The sequence below is a fragment of the Nocardioides cynanchi genome (assembly GCF_008761635.1).
Lineage (GTDB): Bacteria > Actinomycetota > Actinomycetes > Propionibacteriales > Nocardioidaceae > Nocardioides > Nocardioides cynanchi.
The window spans coordinates 1,082,298-1,103,211 of record NZ_CP044344.1; the positions used below are offsets into that span (position 1 = coordinate 1,082,298).

General features: G+C 72.2%; 21 protein-coding genes. 13 read left to right on the forward strand and 8 right to left on the reverse strand.

The window, feature by feature from the left end:
• Positions 1-28 precede the first annotated feature (28 nt).
• Together E3N83_RS05445 and E3N83_RS05450 are read right to left on the reverse strand one after the other, a co-directional pair.
• A complete protein-coding gene (locus tag E3N83_RS05445; protein WP_238343080.1) occupies positions 29-727 on the reverse strand; it encodes a GAF and ANTAR domain-containing protein in 699 nt (232 codons plus the stop codon).
• The gene (locus tag E3N83_RS05450) at positions 724-1,161 is read right to left on the reverse strand and encodes a response regulator (protein WP_191907968.1); all 438 of its coding nucleotides are present in this window, start codon (positions 1,159-1,161) and stop codon (positions 724-726) included. Before E3N83_RS05450 ends, E3N83_RS05445 begins: the two co-directional genes overlap by 4 nt.
• Before the next feature lie 306 nt (positions 1,162-1,467).
• Here E3N83_RS05450 and E3N83_RS05455 point away from each other — a divergent pair, with 306 nt between their 5' ends.
• The 3 genes from E3N83_RS05455 to galK are packed head-to-tail and all read left to right on the forward strand — an operon-like array spanning position 1,468 to position 4,487.
• A complete protein-coding gene (locus E3N83_RS05455) occupies positions 1,468-2,754 on the forward strand; it encodes an OmpA family protein (RefSeq protein WP_151082335.1) in 1,287 nt (428 codons plus the stop codon).
• A 37-nt stretch (positions 2,755-2,791) separates the two neighbouring features.
• On the forward strand, positions 2,792-3,373 hold the full coding sequence (locus E3N83_RS05460; RefSeq protein WP_151082336.1) for a LysR family substrate-binding domain-containing protein: 582 nt from the start codon (positions 2,792-2,794) through the stop codon (positions 3,371-3,373).
• Positions 3,374-3,389: 16 nt separating this feature from the next.
• The gene (gene galK / locus E3N83_RS05465; protein ID WP_151082337.1) at positions 3,390-4,487 is read left to right on the forward strand and encodes a galactokinase; all 1,098 of its coding nucleotides are present in this window, start codon (positions 3,390-3,392) and stop codon (positions 4,485-4,487) included.
• Here the strand turns inward: galK and E3N83_RS05470 are convergent.
• Positions 4,480-5,094, reverse strand: coding sequence for a hypothetical protein (locus E3N83_RS05470; protein ID WP_151082338.1), 615 nt, complete (start codon positions 5,092-5,094; stop codon positions 4,480-4,482). The genes galK and E3N83_RS05470 overlap by 8 nt on opposite strands.
• 107 nt (positions 5,095-5,201) lie before the next feature.
• Here E3N83_RS05470 and E3N83_RS05475 point away from each other — a divergent pair, with 107 nt between their 5' ends.
• Positions 5,202-5,492, forward strand: coding sequence for a YiaA/YiaB family inner membrane protein (locus tag E3N83_RS05475; protein WP_151082339.1), 291 nt, complete (start codon positions 5,202-5,204; stop codon positions 5,490-5,492).
• Positions 5,493-5,514: 22 nt separating this feature from the next.
• Entirely contained in the window at positions 5,515-7,002 is a 1,488-nt protein-coding gene (locus E3N83_RS05480) for an LLM class flavin-dependent oxidoreductase (protein WP_151082340.1), read from the forward strand.
• Between the two features lies 1 nt (position 7,003).
• Here the strand turns inward: E3N83_RS05480 and E3N83_RS05485 are convergent, their stop codons facing one another.
• Positions 7,004-8,218 carry an acyl-CoA dehydrogenase family protein gene (locus E3N83_RS05485; RefSeq protein WP_151082341.1) on the reverse strand — a complete coding sequence of 405 codons (1,215 nt, stop codon included), beginning with the start codon at positions 8,216-8,218 and terminating at the stop codon, positions 7,004-7,006.
• Complete coding sequence (locus E3N83_RS05490) at positions 8,218-9,591, reverse strand: acyl-CoA dehydrogenase family protein (protein ID WP_151082342.1); 1,374 nt, start codon at positions 9,589-9,591, stop codon at positions 8,218-8,220. The genes E3N83_RS05485 and E3N83_RS05490 overlap by 1 nt, the downstream gene beginning before the upstream one ends.
• A gap of 107 nt (positions 9,592-9,698) precedes the next feature.
• On the opposite strand from E3N83_RS05490, the gene def reads away from it, so the two are divergent.
• Positions 9,699-10,307, forward strand: coding sequence for a peptide deformylase (def, locus tag E3N83_RS05495; protein ID WP_151082343.1), 609 nt, complete (start codon positions 9,699-9,701; stop codon positions 10,305-10,307).
• A gap of 22 nt (positions 10,308-10,329) precedes the next feature.
• On the opposite strand, the gene E3N83_RS05500 is transcribed toward def, so the two are convergent.
• Both E3N83_RS05500 and cobA read right to left on the reverse strand, forming a co-directional pair.
• A complete protein-coding gene (locus E3N83_RS05500; protein WP_151082344.1) occupies positions 10,330-11,133 on the reverse strand; it encodes a TrmH family RNA methyltransferase in 804 nt (267 codons plus the stop codon).
• Between the two features lie 4 nt (positions 11,134-11,137).
• The gene (cobA, locus tag E3N83_RS05505) at positions 11,138-12,403 is read right to left on the reverse strand and encodes a uroporphyrinogen-III C-methyltransferase (RefSeq protein ID WP_151082345.1); all 1,266 of its coding nucleotides are present in this window, start codon (positions 12,401-12,403) and stop codon (positions 11,138-11,140) included.
• 146 nt (positions 12,404-12,549) lie between these two features.
• Between cobA and E3N83_RS05510 the strand changes: the two genes are divergently transcribed.
• The 3 genes from E3N83_RS05510 (at position 12,550) to E3N83_RS05520 (ending at position 14,830) form a co-directional block, all read left to right on the forward strand.
• A complete protein-coding gene (locus E3N83_RS05510) occupies positions 12,550-13,077 on the forward strand; it encodes a YbhB/YbcL family Raf kinase inhibitor-like protein (RefSeq protein WP_151082346.1) in 528 nt (175 codons plus the stop codon).
• Positions 13,078-13,176: 99 nt separating this feature from the next.
• Positions 13,177-13,998: an ABC transporter permease gene (locus E3N83_RS05515; protein WP_238343081.1), complete on the forward strand. Its 822-nt coding sequence runs from the start codon at positions 13,177-13,179 to the stop codon at positions 13,996-13,998.
• Positions 13,991-14,830: an ABC transporter permease gene (locus E3N83_RS05520; RefSeq protein ID WP_238343082.1), complete on the forward strand. Its 840-nt coding sequence runs from the start codon at positions 13,991-13,993 to the stop codon at positions 14,828-14,830. The genes E3N83_RS05515 and E3N83_RS05520 overlap by 8 nt, the downstream gene beginning before the upstream one ends.
• Before the next feature lie 22 nt (positions 14,831-14,852).
• Here E3N83_RS05520 and E3N83_RS05525 read toward each other — a convergent pair whose 3' ends face one another.
• On the reverse strand, positions 14,853-15,305 hold the full coding sequence (locus E3N83_RS05525; RefSeq protein ID WP_151082347.1) for a hypothetical protein: 453 nt from the start codon (positions 15,303-15,305) through the stop codon (positions 14,853-14,855).
• A 164-nt stretch (positions 15,306-15,469) separates the two neighbouring features.
• Here E3N83_RS05525 and E3N83_RS05530 point away from each other — a divergent pair, with 164 nt between their 5' ends.
• From E3N83_RS05530 to E3N83_RS05545, 4 genes are all read left to right on the forward strand, one after another.
• Entirely contained in the window at positions 15,470-16,429 is a 960-nt protein-coding gene (locus E3N83_RS05530) for an ABC transporter ATP-binding protein (protein ID WP_151082348.1), read from the forward strand.
• A gap of 105 nt (positions 16,430-16,534) precedes the next feature.
• The gene (locus tag E3N83_RS05535; protein ID WP_151082349.1) at positions 16,535-16,978 is read left to right on the forward strand and encodes a Fur family transcriptional regulator; all 444 of its coding nucleotides are present in this window, start codon (positions 16,535-16,537) and stop codon (positions 16,976-16,978) included.
• Between the two features lie 26 nt (positions 16,979-17,004).
• Positions 17,005-19,263, forward strand: coding sequence for a catalase/peroxidase HPI (gene katG / locus E3N83_RS05540; protein WP_151082350.1), 2,259 nt, complete (start codon positions 17,005-17,007; stop codon positions 19,261-19,263).
• A 42-nt stretch (positions 19,264-19,305) separates the two neighbouring features.
• A complete protein-coding gene (locus E3N83_RS05545) occupies positions 19,306-20,904 on the forward strand; it encodes a catalase (protein WP_151082351.1) in 1,599 nt (532 codons plus the stop codon).
• Positions 20,905-20,914 lie beyond the last annotated feature (10 nt).

Sequence of the window (20,914 nt, forward strand, 5' to 3'; positions counted from 1 at the left end):
ACCGGCCACGTCGTGGCCGACCCGGCCGTCACAGGTCCGACGCCTCGCCGGGGAGCAGCCGGGTGTCGACGATCAGTTGGGCCACGTCACGCAGCTTCGTGTTGGCGTTCTGCGAGTAGCGGCGCAGCACCTCGAAGGCCCGAGCGTCGTCGAGGTCGTAGCGCTCCATGAGGATGCCCTGAGCCTGGCCGATCAGCTTGCGCGCGTCGATCGCCTGCCGGAGGTTGGCAGACTCTTGGACGCGGGACAGGGCCAGTGCGGCATGACGGGCCAGGACGTGCGCGACTTGCAGGTCCTCGGCCGAGAAGCGGTCGGGCCGGTGGTCGTAGAGGTTGAGGCTGCCCAGGGTGCGCTGGCCGGTGTAGAGCCGCACCCCGATCATGCTGCGGAGCCCGCACTCCTCCGCGGCCGCGGCCCAGCCGGGCCAGCGACGCTCTCGGCGGGTGTCGTGCACCACCACGCTGGTGTGGTCGGGCGCGATCGAGAGGTCGGGGCCGTCCCCCAGCACCATCTCCCGGGCGTGCAGCGCGTCGACCCCCAGGTCGGTGCTGGCCACGCTCTCGATCCGACCCTTGGCGTGCACGAACACGACCCCTGCCTGGCTGCAGCCGACCGCCGAGCGCGCGAAGTCGAGCACCAGCTCGACCGTCTCGACGACCGACTCCTCCTCGTGGATGGCCAAGGCCATCTCGGCCAGGCTGGTGCGCGGATCCTCGGACCCGGTCACGGGCGGTCCGCCCCCGGACGCACGAGGCGGGTGGCGTCGCCCGGGCGACAGCGGGTGAGGAGCTCCGCGACGGCGGCCACCAGCTCGTCGCCCTGGATGCTCTTCAGCACCACCCGGGCCACACCGGCCTCCTGCGCCTCGCTCTCCTCCTCCGGGCTGGTCGTGCCGGTGTGGAGCACCAGGGCCGTCGTCGGGACGGCGGCCGACACCGCGCGGCAGAGGTCGACGCCACGTCCGTCGGGGAGCCGGCTGTCCACCACCGCCAGGTCCGGTCGGTGCGTGAGGATCGAGGTGACTCCGTCTCTGAAGGTGGCCGATGCCGAGCAGACCTCGACGCCCATGGCCTCCAGCCGCTCCGCGATCCAGCCACGCACCAGCTCGTGCTCGTCGACGACGCAGGCCCGAGGACGGACTGGCTGGGCGGGCGACGGCACGTGGGGCAAGGTAGGAGTGCCGGCGAAGCGTGCACAGGGGCTTAGGTCCCCTCCCCTCGAGCCGCCGCCGCCCGCGGTCCTTACACCCTGCGCGGGGCGCCTACCTCCCCACCGTCGGAGATTTTGCTCACCACGGGCCCCACCGGTCCCATCCATCTCACAACGTGACCCGTCGCATTGTCTTCCCTGCCCGCTGGCGTCACTCTGGCCCTGGGGGAATCTTTCGCCGGGGGGTGCGAAGAAATAATGAGCCAACGCGCGTTCAAGTCAGCGCCAGAACACACATCAGTGCCGGATCCTGAGGACGTGATCCCAGAGAGCCCAGGCACCCGCCTGCTCGACGCACTGCGTGCGGGTGACGACAAGGCCGTGGTCGCCGCTGTCAGCCAGTCCACGACGGTGACGGCCGAGAACATGCCGTGGGCCTGCCGCGGTCCGGACGAGATCGAGACCATGCTCCGCGAGGCCCGCGAACGCTTCCCCGGGCTGACCTTCGAGTCGTCGGCGCGACACGTCGGCTTCGGGATCGTGATCGAGGAGGCCCGGGTCCGCGATGCGGCAGCCGAGGCCGAAGCGGGGGCCGCCGCAGCGGGAGACACCGCACCGCAAGTCGGGGACGGCGACGGCGACGGCGAGTCGGGCACGCCGGAGCAGGACACCTCGCTGCACCCGATGTGGGACGCCCCAGCCAAGACCACGCACCTCGGTCTGTCGGTCTGGCGCGACCGGGTCGAGCCGGACGAGCCCGCGACCCCGCTCAACATGCCCGTGCGGTTGACGGTCAAGCACGACGACCTCCAGGTCCACGAGGTGACGCTGAGCTTCCCGGCCGCTCTGCTGAAGCGAGCGCTCGGCCTGCACGTCGACCCGTTCGAGATGTCGCTGAGCGAGATCCAGTCGGCGTTCATCGCCCCGGTGGGCGCCGGCTTCACGACCCACCGGCTGGCGCGTCCCGAGCTCGCCCTGGTGACGCCGCCCCCGGCGGAGGCGCCGGCTGCCGCCGCTCCGGTCGAGGAGCCCCCGCGCCGGCGTCGTCGGGTCCTGGTTCCGCTGCTCCTCGCACTGCTCGCCCTCGCCGCCGGTGGTGGCTGGTGGGTCGTCCAGGGCTCCACCGGCAACGACGTCGCCTCGCCGCCGGCAACCTCGACGACCCCGACGGCCCCGCCGACGACCCCCTCTGCCTCGCCCTCGGTGCAGGTCAGCCCGACGAAGGAACCGTCCCAGCCGGTGCGCTCGCGCAAGCCCAACGTGACCTTGAGGTCCGACCTCGCCTTCGGGTTCAACAGTGCGCTGCTGTCCGGGGCGGCCAAGGGCGCCATCGCCCAGGTCGCCGACCAGGTGCAGAAGGCGCACCTGCACGGCACGATCTACGTCGACGGCTACACCGACAACATCGGCTCGGCGTCGTACGGCAGGGTGCTGTCGCAGCAGCGCGCCGACGCCGTCGCGGCCTACCTCCGTAGCCGCCTGGGCAACGCCCCGGTCACGGTGGTGCCCGTCGGCCACGGCGAGACGCACCCGATCGCCAGCAACGCGACCACGGCGGGGCAGAAGCAGAACCGACGCGTCACGATCACCCTGCCCAAGCCCTGAGCACGGACCGGCCCGGACTCCGGCCTACCGTGTGGGCATGCGCGAGGAGCTGCGGGTCGGGTTCGTGACCGGCGCGACCCCCGACAAGTGGGCGCGCGCCTGGCGCGAACGCCGTCGCGAGCGGCTGGTCCTGGTCCCCTTGACCGAGGCCGAGCAGGAGGACGCCGTACGCCGTGGCGAGGTCGACATGGCCCTGGTCCGCCTGCCGGTCGAGACCGAGGGACTGCACTGCGTCCGGTTGTACGACGAGCGGCAGGTGGCCGTGGCCGGGCTCGAGCACCTGATCTCGGCGGCCGACGAGGTCAGCCTGGCCGACCTCGCCGACGAGCAGCTGGTCCTCCCCCACCGGTCGGGCTGGACGCCCTCGGCGCAGCAGCGTCCGTGGCCACCCATGACCGAGAAGGACGCGGTCGAGACCGTGGCCGCGGGCACCGGGGTCGCCGTCCTGCCGCTCTCGGTGGCCCGGCTCTTCCACCGCAAGGACGTCGTCCAGCGTGAGGTCACCGACCTGCCTCCCAGCACCATCGCCCTGGTCTGGCCACGCGCGTCGGACGGAGAGGTCACCCAGGCCTTCGTCGGTGTCGTCAAGGGCCGCTCGCCGAACTCCTCCCGCGGCTGACCGTAGGGTGGCCGCCATGCCTGCCGTCGTCGCCTCGGCACCCGGCCGGGTGAACCTGATCGGCGAGCACACCGACTACAACGGCGGGCTGTGCCTTCCGCTGGCCCTCCCGCAGCGGACGACGGTCCGGCTCGAGACCCGCTCGGACCCTCGCCTCCGGCTGCGCAGCCGTCAGGAGAGCGACGGGTGGGAGGGTGCGGTCGAGGACCGTCCCACCGGCTGGGCGGCGTACGTCGCCGGGGTCGTCGCCGCCCTGCGCGCGGACGGTGACGACGTCCCCGGCTTCGACGCGGAGATCGACTCCGACGTACCGCTCGGCGCCGGCCTGTCGAGCTCGGCGGCGCTCGAGTGCGCGACCGCCGTGGCGGTGGCCGCCCTGATCGGCCTCGACCTCGACGACCCAGGCCGTCGGCGGCTGGCCGCAGCCTGCATCCGGGCCGAGAACGACTACGTCGGGGCGCCGACCGGGGGCATGGACCAGACCGTGGCGATGCTCGCCCGGCCCGGGCACGCGCTGCTCCTCGACTTCGCCGGCGACGACGTCACGCAGGTGCCGGTCCCGCTGCCGCTCGAGGACGCCGGGTTGGTGCTGCTGGTGACCGACACCAGGGTCAGCCACACCCTCACCGACGGCTCGTACGGCGACCGGCGCACCGAGTGCCGGGCCGCCGCCGCAGCGCTCGGGGTGACCGAGCTCAGCCGGGCCGACCTCCGGCGGGTCGAGGCCATGGCCGACCTCGTGCTGCGTCGACGAGCCCGGCACGTCCTCACCGAGAACGACCGGGTCCGCAGCGCCGTCGCCCTGATCGGCGCGGGCGACTGGACGGGTCTGGGCCGGGTGCTCGATGCCTCGCACGTCTCGATGCGCGACGACTTCGAGATCTCGTGCCGAGAGCTGGACCTGGCGGTCACCGCCGCTCGCGGGGCCGGGGCACTCGGGGCCCGGATGACCGGTGGCGGCTTCGGCGGGTCGGCGGTCGCGCTGGTCCCGGCCTCGGCGCTGGACGACGTACGCCGTGCGGTCACCGCCGCCTTCGCCGAGGCGGGACTCGCGGAGCCCGCCCATCTGGTCGCGACCCCGGGCGAGGCCGCTCGGGTCGAGACCGTCAGCTGAGAGCGGCCGGCACCGCGAGGCCGCACTCCCGCAGCTCCAGGCTCGCGAGGGCGGTGACCACGTCCGGGTCCCGGGCCCGCCAGGCACCGGCCGGGTCGTCGCTGATCCTGGCGAGCACGTGCATCGGCTGCCGGGTCAGGGCCCGCAGGGCGAACAGGTCGAGGTCCTCCGCGGCGTCGATGAACCGCGACGCTGCCGTGGCCTCCCGCGCGAACCTCCACCGGCGGGGTACGACGAACACACCGACGCACAGCACCGGGATGGCCGCCAGCGACACCCCCAGCACCCACGACAGCCGGTGCACCGCCGTCACCTGGTCGCGCCCCGCCTGGGCCAGCGCCTGGGACGCCGACGACATCTGGTCGAACGGCGCCGACACGCCGCCGCCGACGACCGGGATGCCGCTGAGGGTGTCGCCGGCGCTGCTGAGCCCACCGGCGAGCTGGGTCGCGGAGGTGTCGGTCTGGCGACCGACACCGGCCAGCTCCATGGTCCCGTGCTGGACGACGTGGCCGATCCACAGCCACCCCACGATCCACACCAGGAAGATCAGATCGCCCGCCAGCTGTCGGGTGCGGCGGGCGGGGGCGTCGGCGTAGAGCTTCATGCCGCCATCCGACCAGCCCTGGACCGGCAGGTCGAGTGTGCGTACTCAGCCTGCTCTGGGTGCGGTGGCGGATCCGCGACCCTGCGGGCCCGCGCGACGATCCCGTCATGACGACTCCTGACAGCACCCAGAAGAACACCAGCGCCTTCTACCTGCAGGCCGCCGCCGCGTTCGGCGTCTCCCTGTTCGCGATGATCGCCGCGATCTACTACCTGCCCGCCGACGCGTGGGTGAAGGCCTTCCTGGCCCTCGGGACGATGTTCCTGACCACGTCGAGCTTCACCCTCGCCAAGTGCGTCCGTGACGCCCAGGAGGACCAGATGGTCGTCCGGCGCCTGGACCAGGCCCGCCTCGACCGCGCCCTGGCCAGCCACGACCCGTTCAAGAACGCAGGCTGACGCTGCCTGCCACAATCCGATCGTGACCCTGCCCGATCCCGCTGTCGTCGTACTCGTCGGCGCAGGGGGGTCGGGCAAGTCCACCTGGGCCGCCCAGCACTACCGCCGCGCCGAGATCGTCTCCTCCGACGAGCTGCGCGGCGTGGTCGGCTCCGGCCCGGCCGACCTCGACGCCTCGACCGACGCCTTCGACCTGCTGGAGCGGATCGTGGCCGCTCGGGTGGGTCGCGGCCTGACCACCGTCGTCGACACCCTCGGCCTCGATCCGGAACGACGTGAGCGCTGGCGCGCCGCGGCGCGGGCGGCCGGCCTCCCTGCCGTCGCCGTGGTCCTCGCCACCCCAGGGCCCGAGTGCCGCCGGCGCAACGCCGACCGTGACCGACCGGTGCCCGCGCCGGTCCTGACCGACCAGCTCCGCCGCGTCACCGCGCTCACCGCGTCCCTCGCGGACGAGGGATGGGACCACGTCGAGCTGGTCACCCCGGACGAGGGCGGTGACGAGGACACCCGGCGGTTGGTCCCCCACCGCAGTCCCGAGGGCCGAAATGTCGCGGTGGGGGACCACACGGCGACCTCCCGCCCGCCCACCGGGGTGCGGGTGGTGCTCCAGCTCTCGCGCTTCCCGTGGGGTGAGGACCCCGGCGGCTGGCTGCGCGGGATGGCCCTGGCCGCCGACGAGGCGGGCTTCTCCGGACTGGCGGTGATGGACCACCTCGTCCAGATCCCGCAGGTCGACAGTGCGTGGCAGCCGATCCCGGAGCCCTGGGTGACCCTCGGCCTGGTCGCCGGGCTCGACACCCGGCTGGCGCTGGGCACCCTGGTCACCCCGGTCTCGTTCCGCCCGGCCGGGATCACCGCCAAGGCCGCGGCCACCCTCGACACCCTGACCGGCGGCCGGGCTTTCCTCGGGATCGGCGCCGGCTGGTGGGAGCGCGAGCATCGGGGCCACGGGATCGGGTTCCCCTCGGCCCGCGAGCGGCTCGACCTGCTGGAGAGCTCCATCGAGACGATCCGGGCGCTGTGGGCGGCCGGCACCAAGGCGTACGACGGCGCCCGGGTCTCGCTGCCGGAGACCACGTCGTACCCACGCCCGGTGCACGACATCCCGCTGATCGTCGGTGGTGGCGGCGAGCGACGGACCCTCGACATCGCCGCCCGGCTGGGCGACGCGTGCAACCTCTCCTCCGACCCCGAGGTGCTCACCCACAAGCTGCGCGTGTTGGACCGCCACCTCGCCGCGGCCGGGCGCACCCGCGCCGACGTGGCGGTCACGGTGCTCGACCTGCCGGTGGTCGGCCGCGACCGCGAGGACGCCTGGGCCCGGGTCGAGCGGCTGCGCGGGCGTACCCCGGCGGCAGCCTTCGCGCGTCGTACCAACGCGGGCACCGCGCGGCAGCACCGAGACCGCTACGCCGAGCTGGCCGAGCTCGGCGTCAGCACGGTCTTCGTCGGCGTCCGGGGTCTGGAGTCGCCCGACGACGTCCTGGCCCTCGCCGAGCTCAACGGCTGAGCTACTTCAGCTCAGCGCTGGACAGGCCCAGGACCCGGCGGGCCACGATCAGCTGCTGGATCTGCTGGGTGCCCTCGAAGATGTCCAGGATCTTGGAGTCGCGCGCCCACTTCTCCAAGAGCTCGGACTCGCTGTAGCCGACCGCGCCGCACAGCTCCACGCACGACAAGGTGATGTCCGAGGCGACCCGGCCGGCCTTGGCCTTGGCCATCGAGGCCTCCATGGCGTTGGCCTTCCGGTTGTCGGCCATCCAGGCGGCCTGGAGCATCAGCAGCCGGGCGCCCTCCCAGTCCGCCTCCATCTGGAGGAACTTCGCGGCGGCGGCGCTCTGGACCAGACCGGGCCGGTCGTAGTCCACCGCGACGCCCGCCTGCTCGAGGAGGTCGCGGGTGAGGTCCAGCGAGGCCTTGGCGCAGCCGACGGCCATCGCCGCGACCAGCGGCCGGGTGTTGTCAAACGTCGCCATCGCGCCGGCGAAACCCTGGCCACCCGCGTCCACCTCCGGCGAGCCGAGCAGGTTGGCGGCCGGCACCCGGCAGTTGTCGAAACGGATCGCCGCGGTGTCGGAGGCGCGGATGCCGAGCTTGTGCTCGAGCCGCTCGACGGTCATCCCGGGCGTCCCCTTGGGTACGACGAACGACTTGATGGCCGCGCGACCCAACGAGCGGTCGAGGGTCGCCCACACCACGACGGCGTCGGAACGCTCGCCGGAGGTCACGTAGATCTTCTCGCCGTTGATGACGTACTCGTCGCCGTCGAGGGTCGCAGTGGTCCGGATGTTGGCCGAGTCAGATCCGGTGTCGGGCTCGGTGATCGCCATCGAGGCCCACAGCCCGCCGAACCGCTCCTGCTGCTCCGCGTCGGCCACCGAGGCGATCGCGGAGTTGCCCAGACCCTGTCGCGGCAGGGAGAGCAGCAGTGCGACGTCGCCCCAGCACATCTCGGCGATCGACATCACCGAGGCCAGGTTGGTGCCGTTCCTGACGCGGCCGTCGTCCTCGCTGTCGTCGCGCTTCACCCCGGAGGCACCGGCGCCGGAGCTCGCGCCCGACTCGGAGAGCCCGTCGATCATCGCGGCCAGCAGGTCGAGCTCCTGGGGGTACTCGTGCTCGGCGCGGTCGTACTTGCGGCTGATCGGCCGCAGCATGTTCATCGCGACCTGGTGCGCCTGGTCGCGCAGGGGCCGCAGCTTCTTCGGGTCGTCGAGGGAGATCATCAGACCAGCACCCCGCCTTCCATGATCGAGATGGCCCGGAGGTCGCGGTACCACCGCTCCACCGGGTGCTCCTTGACGAAGCCGTGTCCGCCGAGGAGCTGGACACCGTCGAGCCCGATCCGCATCCCCTTGGCCGAGCACAGCGAGCGGGCCAGCGCCACGTCGCGGGCGACGTCCTGGCCGGCCGCCGCCCGCGAGGCAGCCTTCCAGGTCAGCAGCCGCATCGCCTGGAGCTCGATCGCGATGTCGGCGACCATGAAGGCCACCGACTGGCGGTGGGCCACCGGTTCGCCGAAGGCCTCGCGCTCCTTGACGTACGGCGTCACGTAGTCGAGCACGGCCTGACCTACGCCGACCGCCAGCGCGCACCAGGCGATCCGAGACAGCCGCACGCACTCGGCGTACGACGTGCCGTCGGGGCTGCCGAGCAGCGCTGACTCGGGCACCCGGACTCCGTCGAGCGTCAAGGTGGACAGCGAGGCCGCGCGCACGCCCATCGACGGGTCGGCCTCGACGGTGAGCCCGGGGGCGCCGGACTCGACCAGGACCATCACGTTGGCGCCCTCGAGGCGCGCGCCGACCACGAACAGCTCGGCCTCCGCGCCACGGGGCACCATCGCCTTCACGCCGTCGAGGACGAAGCCGTCCTCGGTGCGCCGAGCGGTGGTCGCCGGCTCCAGGACGTCGAAGAGCGGGCGTGGCTCGGTCAGCGCGAGCGCCGCAGCCGGAACGTCGTCGCCGGTGAAGGCCGGGAGGTAGGTCTGCTGCTGCTCGTCGGTGCCCCAGGTCGCCACCGCGGTGGCGACCGCACCCGGTGCGAGCGTGGCCACGGCGAGCCCGAGGTCACCCGTCGCGAGCGCCTCGGCGACCAGCGCTCCCGCCATCACCGCCCGGTCCTCGAAGATCCCGCCCAGCGACTCCGGCACACCGAGCGTCGGCAGGCCGATGTCCAGGCTCCCCTTGAGGACCGCGTCGGGGGCCGCGCACGCCTCGTCGGCCTCCCCGGCCGTCGGCCGGAGCACCTCGGTCGCGAACTCGGTGACGACGTCGACCAGCATCTGCTCGTCGTCGGTCGGCGTCAGGTCGAAGACCCCTCGCTGGGTGGCCGGGTCCGCCCGGCGGCCGGCAGCACCTCGCTGTCCGGCCCGCTTGAAGGCGCGCCCGGCGCTCGTCGCGACCCGGAACCCACCACGCGTGGCGGTGAAGACGGTCTGCTCGGCCTGCTTGCGGAGGCCGAGCCGGTCGAGCAACGGACTCTGGGCGAGCCGGCTCAGGGCTGCGACGGCGTAGCCGATCGGGTCGCGGGTCTCCCCCGCGGCGACGCCGTGGCGACCGCCCGGACCGCGCTGCGGAAAGTTCTCGGGAAGGGACATGGCTCCAATGTAACTCCGAGTTACAGTTGCGGCCATCGGCTCGCAGCGTGCTCCGGCTCACAGGGACGGAGGCCTGTCGCTGACGTCGCGCACCCTAGGATCTGCCCATGTCCGCCGACCGCGACGCCGTCGTCCACGCGCCGTACGGCCTGCTCCCCGAGGGCGGCACGGTCCGCCCGATCACCCGCTGGGGCAGCGACGTCATGCACCACGCCAACCGGCCGGTGACGTCGTACGACGACGACCTGCGAGACCTGGTGGCCGACATGGTCGCCACCATGTACGCCGCTGACGGGGTCGGGCTCGCCGCCTGCCAGATCGGGGTGGACGCAGCGGTGTTCGTCTTCGACTGCCACGACACGTCGGGCGAGCGCACCGTCGGCGTCGTCTGCAACCCGGTGGTCACGCTGCCCGAGGGCCGCGACCGCCGGCTCGACGAGGACGACGAGGGCTGCCTTTCGCTTCCCGGCGCCTACGTGCCGCTGGCCCGGCCCGACACCGCGGAGGTCGCGGGCTTCGGCGTCGACGGCTCGCCCGTGGGCTTCACCGGTGACGGGATGCTGGCCCGCTGCCTCCAGCACGAGACCGACCACACCAACGGCACGGTCTTCGGCGACCGCCTGTCGACCCGCTGGCGCAAGAAGCTCCAGAAGGCCCACGACCGGACCGAGGAGTCCTACCCGGCGGACTGGCCGGTGGTTCCGCGAGCCGAGTGAGGTCGCGGCCACCCGGTAGCGGTCAGCGGCGCGCGGTGACGTAGCAGGCGACCGCGGTGGCGGCGGCGACGTTGAGGGAGTCGATGCCCGGCTCCATGGCGATCGTCGCGCGCCGGTCGGCGGACTGCTCCCAGCGCGCCGAGAGGCCGTGGCCCTCGGAGCCGAGCACCAGCGCCACCCGGCCCAGTCCGGCGACGGCCTCCTCCACCGCGGCCGCGTCCTCGGCGAGGGTGAGCGCCACCGTGGTGAAGCCGCGGGCCGCCAGGTCCGGCAGGGCGTCGTACCACTCGGGGAGGCGGGTCCAGGGCAGCGTGAACACCGCACCCATGCCGACCTTGACCGATCGCCGGTAGAGCGGATCGGCACAGCGCGGCGCGAGCAGGACCGCGTCGAACCCGAAGGCCGCGCCGCACCGGAAGATGGCTCCGACGTTGGTGTGGTCGACCACGTCCTCGAGCACCAGCACCTGCCGGGCGTCGGCGAGCACCTCATCAAGGGTCGGCAGCGGCCGTCGCTCGAGGGACGCCAGGGCGCCGCGGTGGACGTGGAAGCCGGTGACGCGCTCGGCCAGGCGCTCGTCGAGCACGAAGCAGGGGGCGTCGCTGGTGGCCAGCACGTCGGACAGTCCGTCGAGCCAGCGCGGCGCCATCAGGAACGACCGCGGGGTGAAGCCGGCCTCGACGGCTCGGCGTACCACCTTCTCGCCCTCGGCGAGGAACAGGCCGTGCTCGGCCTCGAGGTGGGTGCGCAGCTGGACGTCGCGCAGGTCGCGGTAGTCGCCGAGCCGCGGGTCGTCCGGGTCGTCGACCTCGATCAGCTCAGCCATGCGCCTATGGTCTCGACTCCGCTCGACCGACGGGACTCCCCGCTCGACCGGCGAACGCACCGGGGTGCGCGACGGCGACGACCTCCCCGACCACGATGATCGCCGGTGGGCGTACGGCGTGCCGGTCCAGGTCCGCGGCGAGCTCACCGAGCCGGGAGAGAACGGTCCGCTCCCCCGGCATCGAGCCGTCGCACACGACCGCGACCGGGGTGTCGACCGGCCGGCCGGCGGCCAGCAGGGCCGCGGCGATCGCGGGTGCGTTCTCCACCGCCATCATCAGCAGCAGGGTGCCCCGGAGCCGGCCGAGGGCGTCCCAGTCGACCAGCGAGTCGGAATGGTCGGGCGGGACATGCCCGGAGACGACGGTGAAGTCGTGCGCGACGCCGCGGTGGGTGACGGGGATCCCGGCGAGAGCCGGGACCGCGAGGGGGCTGGAGAGACCGGGGATCACCTGCACCGCGACGCCGGCCGCCCGGCAGGCCTCGATCTCCTCGAAGCCGCGGCCGAAGACGAAGCTGTCGCCCCCCTTGAACCTCGCCACCCGCTGGCCGGCCAGGGCCCGCTCGACGATCAGCCGGTTGATCTCCTCCTGCCGCGCGGAGCGTCCGCGGGGCAGCTTCGCGACGTCCACCACCTCGGTGGTCGCGGGCAGGTCCCCCAGCAGCTCGCGCGGTGCGAGCCGGTCGGCCACGACGACGTCGGCCTCCATCAACGCCCGGCGACCCGCCACCGAGATCAGCTCCGGATGACCAGGCCCACCGCCGACCAGCGTCACCCCGGGCACCGACGGGCGGCGCTCGCTGGCCGCGATCGTGCCCTCGTGGAGCCCGGTCACGATCGCGTCGCGGACCGCGGCGGTCCGACGGGGCTCGCGACGGCCGAGCACGGCGACGGTCAGTCCGTCGTACCGCCCGACCGCGGGGGTCCAGGCCGTCGCGGTGCTGGCGTCGTCGGCGCGGACGCAGAAGATCCGGCCTGCCTCACACGCCTTGGAGACCTGCTCGTTGACCGCTGTGTCGTTGGTGGCGGCGATGACGTACCACGTGTCGGCGAGGTCGCCGTCGGCGAAGCCACGGGCCAGCCAGGCGACCTCGCCGGCCAGCACCTGTCCCTCGATCGCCGGGGTGACCTCCGGCGACACCACGACGACCTCGGCGCCGGTCGCCAGCAGCCCGGGGATCCGGCGCTGCGCCACGTGTCCGCCGCCGACCACCAGCACCCGGCGCCCGGACAGGCGCAGGCCGGAGGGGTACGGCGGGTGGTCGCTCACGCGTCCATCCTCCGCGTGCGCGGGGGCTCGTCGTACCAGCGCCCACGACTCGGACCTGCGCCGGTGGGTACGTTGGTCCCGACTCCGCTCGACCAGCGCGAGTTCCTGCTCGACCAGCGTCAAACCACCGACACCCAGGAGCGCCGATGAGCCTCGACCGACCCGTGAAGCCCGACCCGTACGACCTCCTGCCCCCGGTGCCGTCGTTCACCGTCACCAGCGACGACGTCACCGACGGCCAGCCGCTGAAGGACGACCAGGTGGCCGATGCCGGGAACACCTCCCCCCAGCTCTCGTGGAGCGGCGCCCCGGAGGGCACGAAGTCCTACACCGTCACCTGCTACGACCCCGACGCCCCGACCCCGAGCGGCTTCTGGCACTGGGCCGTGGTCGACCTGCCCGCCGACGTGACCTCGCTGGACGCCGGCGCGGGCGCTCCCGGCTCCGACCTGCCGGGAGGTGCGTTCATGCTGAAGAACGACGCCGGTGTGGTCGGCTTCATGGGGGCGGCGCCGCCGGAGGGCGACCAGGTGCACCGCTACTACTTCGTGGTGCACGCGGTGACCGAGGACAGCCTCGGCATCGACGCCGACACGTCGTTCGCGGTGATGAGCTTCAACCTCGCGTTCAAGACCGCCGCCCGGGCGATCGTGAAGGGCACCTACCAGCACTAGACTGGTCGCTTCACAGACCTCATAGCGCGCACCAGCGACCCCCGGATCGACGCGATCCGGGGGCGTTGGCGTGCGCCTGTCGCCCTCGGGAGGAGCCCCGTGCCGGACGCCGTGCAGGACGCCGGGCTGTACGCCGCCATCGCCCGGCGGTCCTTCCACCGCTACAGCACCTACCGGGCGGCGACCCTCGCCGGGATCTTCACCAACTGCGTCTTCGGGGTCATCTTCAGCTTCGCCTACCTCGCCCTGTGGGACCAGCGGCACCATGCCGGTGGGTACGACGCCAACGACGCCGTCACCTACGTGTGGATCGGGCAGGCCCTGCTGATGACGGTGGCGCTGTGGGGCGGCGGCACCACCGACGACCTGGCCGCGCGGATCCGCAGCGGCGACGTCGCGATCGACCTGTACCGACCGGTCGGGCTGATCGGCTGGTACCTCGCCGGCGACCTCGGCCGTGCGGGCTACCACTTCCTGTTCCGGGGCCTCGGGCCGACCGTGCTGGGCGTGATCCTGTTCCACATCGCGCTGCCCGCGACCCCGGTCGCGGCCGTGGGCTTCCTGGCCAGCCTGGTGCTGGCGGTCGTGACCAGCTTCGGCGTGCGGTTCCTGGTCGCGTGCTCGGCGTTCTGGCTGCTGGACCAGACCGGGGTGCGCACCATGTCGGGCGTCGTGGCGCTGTTCTGCAGCGGGATGGTCCTGCCCCTGGTGATCTTCCCCGAGCCGCTCAAGAGCATCCTGCTGGCGCTGCCGTGGGCGTCGTACCTCCAGACGCCGGCCGACATCTGGCTCGGCCACCGCACCGGCCTCGACGTGGTCGCCGGGCTCGGGCTCCAGGTCTTCTGGGTCCTGGTGCTGCTCGCGCTGTGCCACCTGGTGCTCGGGGCGGCGACCCGCAAGGTGGTGGTCCAGGGTGGCTGAGGTCGCCGGCGAGGTCACCGGACGCCTGGCCGAGCTGCGCCGCAGCCCGCGGCAGTTCGCCCAGATCGCCCGGATGTGGGTCCGGGCCGGCCTGGCCTACCGCACGTCGTTCTGGACCCTGACCGTGGCGAACGGGCTGATCACCGTGCTCGACTTCGTCGGCCTGGCCCTGATGTTCCACACCGTCGACCGCCTCGGCGGGTTCGGCCTGCGCGAGATCGCCTTGCTGTACGGCGTGAGCGGCTTCGGGATCGGGGTCGCGCACCTGTTCATCGGCACGGTCGAGGACATCGGCACCCATGTCCGTACCGGCACCCTCGACACGATGCTGACCCGCCCGGTCCCGCTGCTGGTCCAGGTCGGCGCCGACCAGTTCGCCTTCCGTCAGCTCGGGCGGGTGACGCAGAGCCTCGTCGTGCTCGGCTACGGCGCCGGAGCCGTCGACTGGACGCCGGGGCGGGTGCTGCTCGCGGTGGTGACGGCGGTGGCGGCGACCGGGATCTTCTTCTCCTTCTTCGTCGGCTTCTCGTGCCTCCAGTTCTGGACCGTCGACGCCGGAGAGACCTCGAACGCGTTCACCTATGGCGGCAACACGATGACCCAGTACCCGATGACGATCTTCCCGCGGGAGGTGCTGAAGTCACTGACCTTCGTGCTCCCGGTCGCCTTCGTGAACTGGTATCCCTGCCTGGCCCTGCTCGGCCGCCCGGACCCCTTCGGCATGCCGTCCTGGTTCGCCTACATCTCCCCCGTGGTCGCCGTGATCACCCTCTCGCTGGCCGGCCTCGCCTGGCGCAGCGGGCTCCGTCACTACACGTCGACCGGGAGCTGAGATGGTCACGACTGGACGCGGGTCAGGCTGCCCGTCCGAGGGCGGCCGCCGACGCGGCGCCGAGCAGTCCCCTCGCCTCCGCCGGCGGCATCGGCCGGACCGGGGCGCACACCGCGACCCTGAGCCCGTCGACAGTCGCCACCAGCAGGTCGAGGTCCGGCGTGGTGACCCTGAGCTCGTGCACCTCGGCCAGCAACCGGCGTTCCCGCGCCCGGAGCTCGCCCACGTCGTGGAGCAGCCACTCCTCGCTGCGCCAGAGCTCGCACCACGCCAGCCACGCCCGGGTCAGCAGCACCCCGTCGTCATCCCCGGGAAGGAAGGGGCCGACGCCGTGCAGCAGCGAGCCGGGGCTGATCCCGCTCTCGCGACCGATGCTGCCCAAGGTCAGCCCGAACACCCCCTGCTCGACGATCACGGTGTTGATCGTCGTCACCATCGCGCCGGTCCGAGTGTGGGGATCGATCAGCCTCGGCACCCGCCCAGTGCAGCACGGACGCCGCCACCTCGCCCGGGTCTGTCCACAGGGCCGCCCGCTCCCGGCGAGGGTCGTCGTCCCGGTTGGTCGAACCTTCGACCGACCGGCGTCGTGAACGAACGTTCGACCAACCGGCCGAACGACCTCTCGACCGAGGGAGACCGATGGTGAGCACACCCCTGATCGAGGTGGCCGACCTCGGCCGGACCTTCGTGGTGCGTCGGCGCGCCCGCGGACTGCGGCGGACGACGTCGCAGGTGCAGGCGGTGCGCGACCTGACGTTCTCCATCGACTCCGGGGAGATGGTCGGCTACATCGGGCCGAACGGCGCCGGCAAGTCCACGACGATCAAGATGCTCACCGGGATCCTGGTCCCGACAGCGGGTCGTCTGCGGGTGGCCGGACTGGAGCCGAGCCGGGAGCGCACCGAGCTGGCCCGCCGGATCGGGGTGGTCTTCGGGCAGCGCACCACGTTGTGGTGGGACCTACCACTGCGCGACAGCTTCGCGCTGCTCCAGAAGCTCTACCGGGTCGATCCCGAGCGGCACCGCCGCAACCTCGCGGAGTACGTCGAGCTGCTCGACCTCGGCGACCTGCTGGACACCCCCGTCCGCCAGCTGAGCCTGGGCCAGCGGATGCGCGGGGACATCACCGCGGCCCTGCTGCACGATCCCGAGATCCTGTATCTCGACGAGCCGACGATCGGGCTCGACGTGATCAGCAAGGGTCGGCTCCGGGACTTCCTGCGCACGCTCAACGCCGAGCGCGGCACCACGCTCCTGCTCACCACCCACGACCTCCAGGACATCGAGGCCCTGTGCCGGCGGGTGATCGTGATCGACCACGGCACCGCGGTCTTCGACGGCCCGCTGCCCGACCTGCAGCGGCGCGGGGGGTCCAGCCGGACGCTGGTCGTCGACCTGGTCGACGAGGCTCCCCCCATCGAGGTGCCCGGCGCCACCACCCGCAAGGTGGAGGGGCCGCGGCAGTGGCTGAGCTTCCCGGCCGACGCCAGCGCGGCGCCGATCGTGGCCGCCGTCGCCGCGTCGTACGACGTCGCCGACCTGTCCATCCAGGAGCCCGACATCGAGGACGTGATCCGCCAGATCTACGCCGGCGACTGATCTCGGCGTTCGAGCCACCTCGGTGGTCGAGCGAAGTCGAGACCACGCTCTCGGGGCTCCGAGCCTTTCTTGACTCGTTCCAGAAAGCGCGCAAGGGTGGGGGCGATGTCCCCCGCACCCGAACCGGCCCAGGCGCTGCGCGAGCACGGCCTGCGTGTGACCCGGCCGCGGGTCGCCGTCCTGGAGGCCCTGCACGCCGAGCCGCACCTGCGCGCCGAGCAGGTGATCACCGCCGTCCGCGCCGACGGCGAGGTGTCGGGCCAGGCGGTCTACGACGTGCTCAACGTGCTGAGCGCGCACGGCCTGGTCCGCCGGATCCAGCCCCGCGGCTCGGTCGCACGCTATGAGCTCGAGACCGGTGACAACCACCACCACGTCGTCTGCCGCGGTTGCGGCCGGGTCAGCGACGTCGAGTGCGCCACCGGCGAGGCACCGTGCCTCGACCTCCCCGAGACCACCTCGCTGCACGGGTTCTCCGTCGACGAGGCCGAAGTGACCTGGTGGGGCCACTGCCCCGCCTGCTCGCGCACCACCCCGACAACCGACTGACCCACCCACCGATCGAGAGGTTCCTTATGGCCACCGAGCACGATGCCGCCGTCGGCGACATGAACGTCGAGTCCACCGACGGACCCGTGAGCGCCCAGGACGCCGGAGGCTGTCCGGTCGGCCACGAGGGCGCGGTGTACCCCGTCGAGGGCGGGAACAGCAACCAGCGCTGGTGGCCGACCCGCCTCAACCTGAGGATCCTGGCGAAGAACCCGGCCGAGTCCGACCCGCTGGGCCAGGACTTCGACTACGCGCGGGCCTTCTCGAACCTCGACCTGGCCACGGTCAAGCAGGACATCGCCGAGGTGCTGACCACCTCGCAGGACTGGTGGCCGGCCGACTTCGGCCACTACGGACCGTTCATGATCCGGATGGCCTGGCACAGCGCCGGCACCTACCGGATCAGCGACGGGCGGGGCGGCGCCGGAGCCGGGCAGCAGCGGTTCGCTCCGCTGAACTCCTGGCCGGACAACGGCAACCTCGACAAGGCACGCCGCCTGCTGTGGCCGATCAAGAAGAAGTACGGCGCGAGCCTGTCCTGGGCCGACCTGATGGTGCTGACCGGCAACGTCGCCCTGGAGTCCATGGGCTTCGAGACCTTCGGCTTCGGCGGCGGACGCGCGGACGTCTGGGAGCCCGACGAGGACGTCTACTGGGGCCCGGAGCAGACCTGGCTCGGCGACGACCGCTACACCGGTGACCGCGAGCTGGAGAGCCCGCTGGCCGCGGTCCAGATGGGCCTGATCTACGTCAACCCCGAGGGCCCCAACGGCAACCCGGACCCGGTCGCCGCCGCCCGCGACATCCGCGAGACGTTCCTGCGGATGGCGATGAACGACGAGGAGACGGTCGCGCTGATCGCCGGCGGCCACACCTTCGGCAAGACCCACGGTGCCGCCGACCCCGAGCAGTACGTCGGTCCCGAGCCCGAGGGCGCGCCGCTCGAGCAGCAGGGCTTCGGCTGGAAGAACACCTTCCGCTCCGGCAAGGGCGAGGACGCCATCACCAGCGGGCTGGAGGTCACCTGGACCGCGACCCCGACCCAGTGGGGCAACGGCTTCTTCGACAACCTCTTCGGTTTCGAGTGGGAGCTCTCCAAGAGCCCCGCGGGAGCCAGCCAGTGGGTCGCCAAGGACGGCGCCGGAGCCGGCACGATCCCGGGCCCGGCCGCGTCGTCGGCGCCGCGTCCGCCCACGATGCTCACCACCGACCTGTCGCTGCGCTTCGACCCGGTCTACGAGCAGATCTCGCGCCGCTTCCACGAGCACCCCGACCAGTTCGCCGACGCCTTCGCCCGGGCCTGGTTCAAGCTGACCCACCGCGACATGGGCCCGATCCAGCGCTACCTCGGGCCCGAGGTCCCCTCCGAGGTGCTGATCTGGCAGGACCCCGTGCCGGCCGTCGACCATGCCCTGATCGGCGCGGACGAGATCGCCGACCTCAAGCGCCAGGTGCTCGACGCCGGCCTGAGCATCTCCCAGCTCGTCTCGACCGCCTGGGCGTCGGCCTCGACGTTCCGCGGTAGCGACAAGCGGGGCGGCGCCAACGGTGCCCGGATCCGGCTCGAGCCGCAGAGCGGCTGGGAGGTCAACGACCCCGAGCAGCTGGCCACCGTGCTGCGGACCCTGCAGGGTATCGCCGACGCGTTCAACGAGCAGGACGGTGAGACGCGGGTGTCCCTCGCCGACCTGATCGTCCTCGCCGGGAACGCCGCCGTCGAGAAGGCTGCGCAGACCGCGGGCGTCGAGCTCGAGGTGCCCTTCACCCCGGGCCGGACGGACGCGACCCAGGAGCAGACCGACGTCGAGTCCTTCGCCGCTCTGGAGCCGGACGCGGACGGCTTCCGCAACTACCTCGCCAAGGGGCACCGGTTGCCGGCCGAGTACCTCCTGGTCGACCGCGCCAACCTGCTGACCCTGACCGCCCCGGAGATGACCGTGCTGGTCGGGGGCCTGCGGGTGCTCGGCGCCAACAGCCAGGGGTCGTCGTACGGCGTGCTGACCGAGCGGCCCGGGACGCTGACCAACGACTTCTTCGTCAACCTCCTCGAGCTCGGTACGACGTGGCACCCCACGTCCGAGGACGCGGAGACCTTCGAGGGACGCGACGCCGACGGCGCGGTGCGCTGGACCGGGACGCGGGTCGACCTGGTGTTCGGTTCGAACTCCGAGCTGCGGGCCCTCGCCGAGGTCTACGCCAGCGACGACGCGCAGGAGAAGTTCGTGCACGACTTCGCCGCGGCCTGGGCCAAGGTGATGGACGCGGACCGGTTCGACCTCGACTGATCGGGGTACGCCCCTCGTAGACACTCGACGAGGGGAACCCACATGCCTGATCTGCCGAAGCCCGACACCGGCGAGTCGATCGCCACCGCCCCGTCCGAGGAGGCCCAGCAGGGCTCGCACACCGACACCGGCGCGCCGGCGCCGAGCGACCGCAACAGCCTGACGCTCGGCGCCGACGGGCCGATCCTGCTGCACGACACGCACTTCCTGAACCAGATGGCCCACTTCAACCGGGAGCGGGTGCCCGAGCGCAACGTGCACGCCAAGGGCTCCGGCGCGTTCGGCAGGTTCCAGACGACCGAGGACGTGTCGGCGTACACCAAGGCGGCGCTGTTCCAGCCGGGTACGACGACCGAGATGCTGGCGCGCTTCTCGACTGTGGCCGGGGAGCAGGGGTCGCCCGACACCTGGCGCGACCCGCGCGGCTTCTCGCTGAAGTTCTACACGACCGAGGGCAACTACGACCTGGTCGGCAACAACACCCCGGTGTTCTTCATCCGCGACACGATGAAGTTCCCGCACTTCATCCGCAGCCAGAAGCGGCGCGGAGGATCCGGGCTGCGCGACAACAACATGCAGTGGGACTTCTGGAGCCTCAACCCCGAGTCGGCGCACCAGGTCACCTACCTGATGGGCGACCGCGGCATCCCGAAGACCTACCGGCACATGAACGGCTACGGCTCACACACCTACCTGTGGGTCAACGCGGCGGGCGACAAGCACTGGGTGAAGTACCACTTCCACAGCGACCAGGGCGTCGAGGGGCTCACCGACGAGGCCGCCTCGAAGATCGCGGGCGAGGACGCCGACTTCCATCGCCGCGACCTCTACGACTCGATCGAGAACGGCGACTTCCCGTCGTGGACCCTCTCGGTGCAGCTGATGCCGTACGACGACGCACCGAGCTACCACCTCAACCCGTTCGACCTCACCAAGATCTGGCCGCACGCCGACTACCCGCTGGTCAAGGTGGGGACGATGACCCTGAACCGCAACCCGGAGAACTTCTTCGCCGAGATCGAGCAGGCGGCTTTCGAGCCGAGCGCGCTGGTGCCGGGCATCGGGTTCAGCCCCGACAAGATGCTGCTCGGCCGGGCCTTCGCGTACGCCGACACGCACCGCTACCGGATCGGCCCCAACTACCTCCAGCTGCCGGTCAACCGGCCCAAGGCGGTCGAGGGCCTGAACACCTACACCAAGGACGGCCCGATGGCCTACGACCACACCGGCGACGCGCCGGTCTACGCGCCGAACTCCTTCGGCCGCGGGTACGCCGACGAGGTGGGCGAGGTCGCCGAGGGCTGGGAGGCCGACGGCGCGATGGTGCGACAGGCGTACACCCTGCGGGAGGACGACGACGACTTCAGCCAGGCGGGCACCCTGGTCCGCGAGGTGTGGACCGACGAGATCCGTGAGGCCTTCGTGAGGACCGTCGCGGGTCACCTGCTCGGAGGCGTCACGGGAGATGTCCTGAATCGCGCGTTCGCCTACTGGAAGGCCGTCGACGCCGACTGCGGCAAGCAGATCGAGGAGCTCGTCCACGCCGGAGGGCCCAACCACAACCCCGGCGGACAGGCCGACGAGGCGCAGGCGGAGTCGGGTGACGCGATCAGGGAGTCAGCCACGCACGCCGGCAGCTGAGGCCGACGAG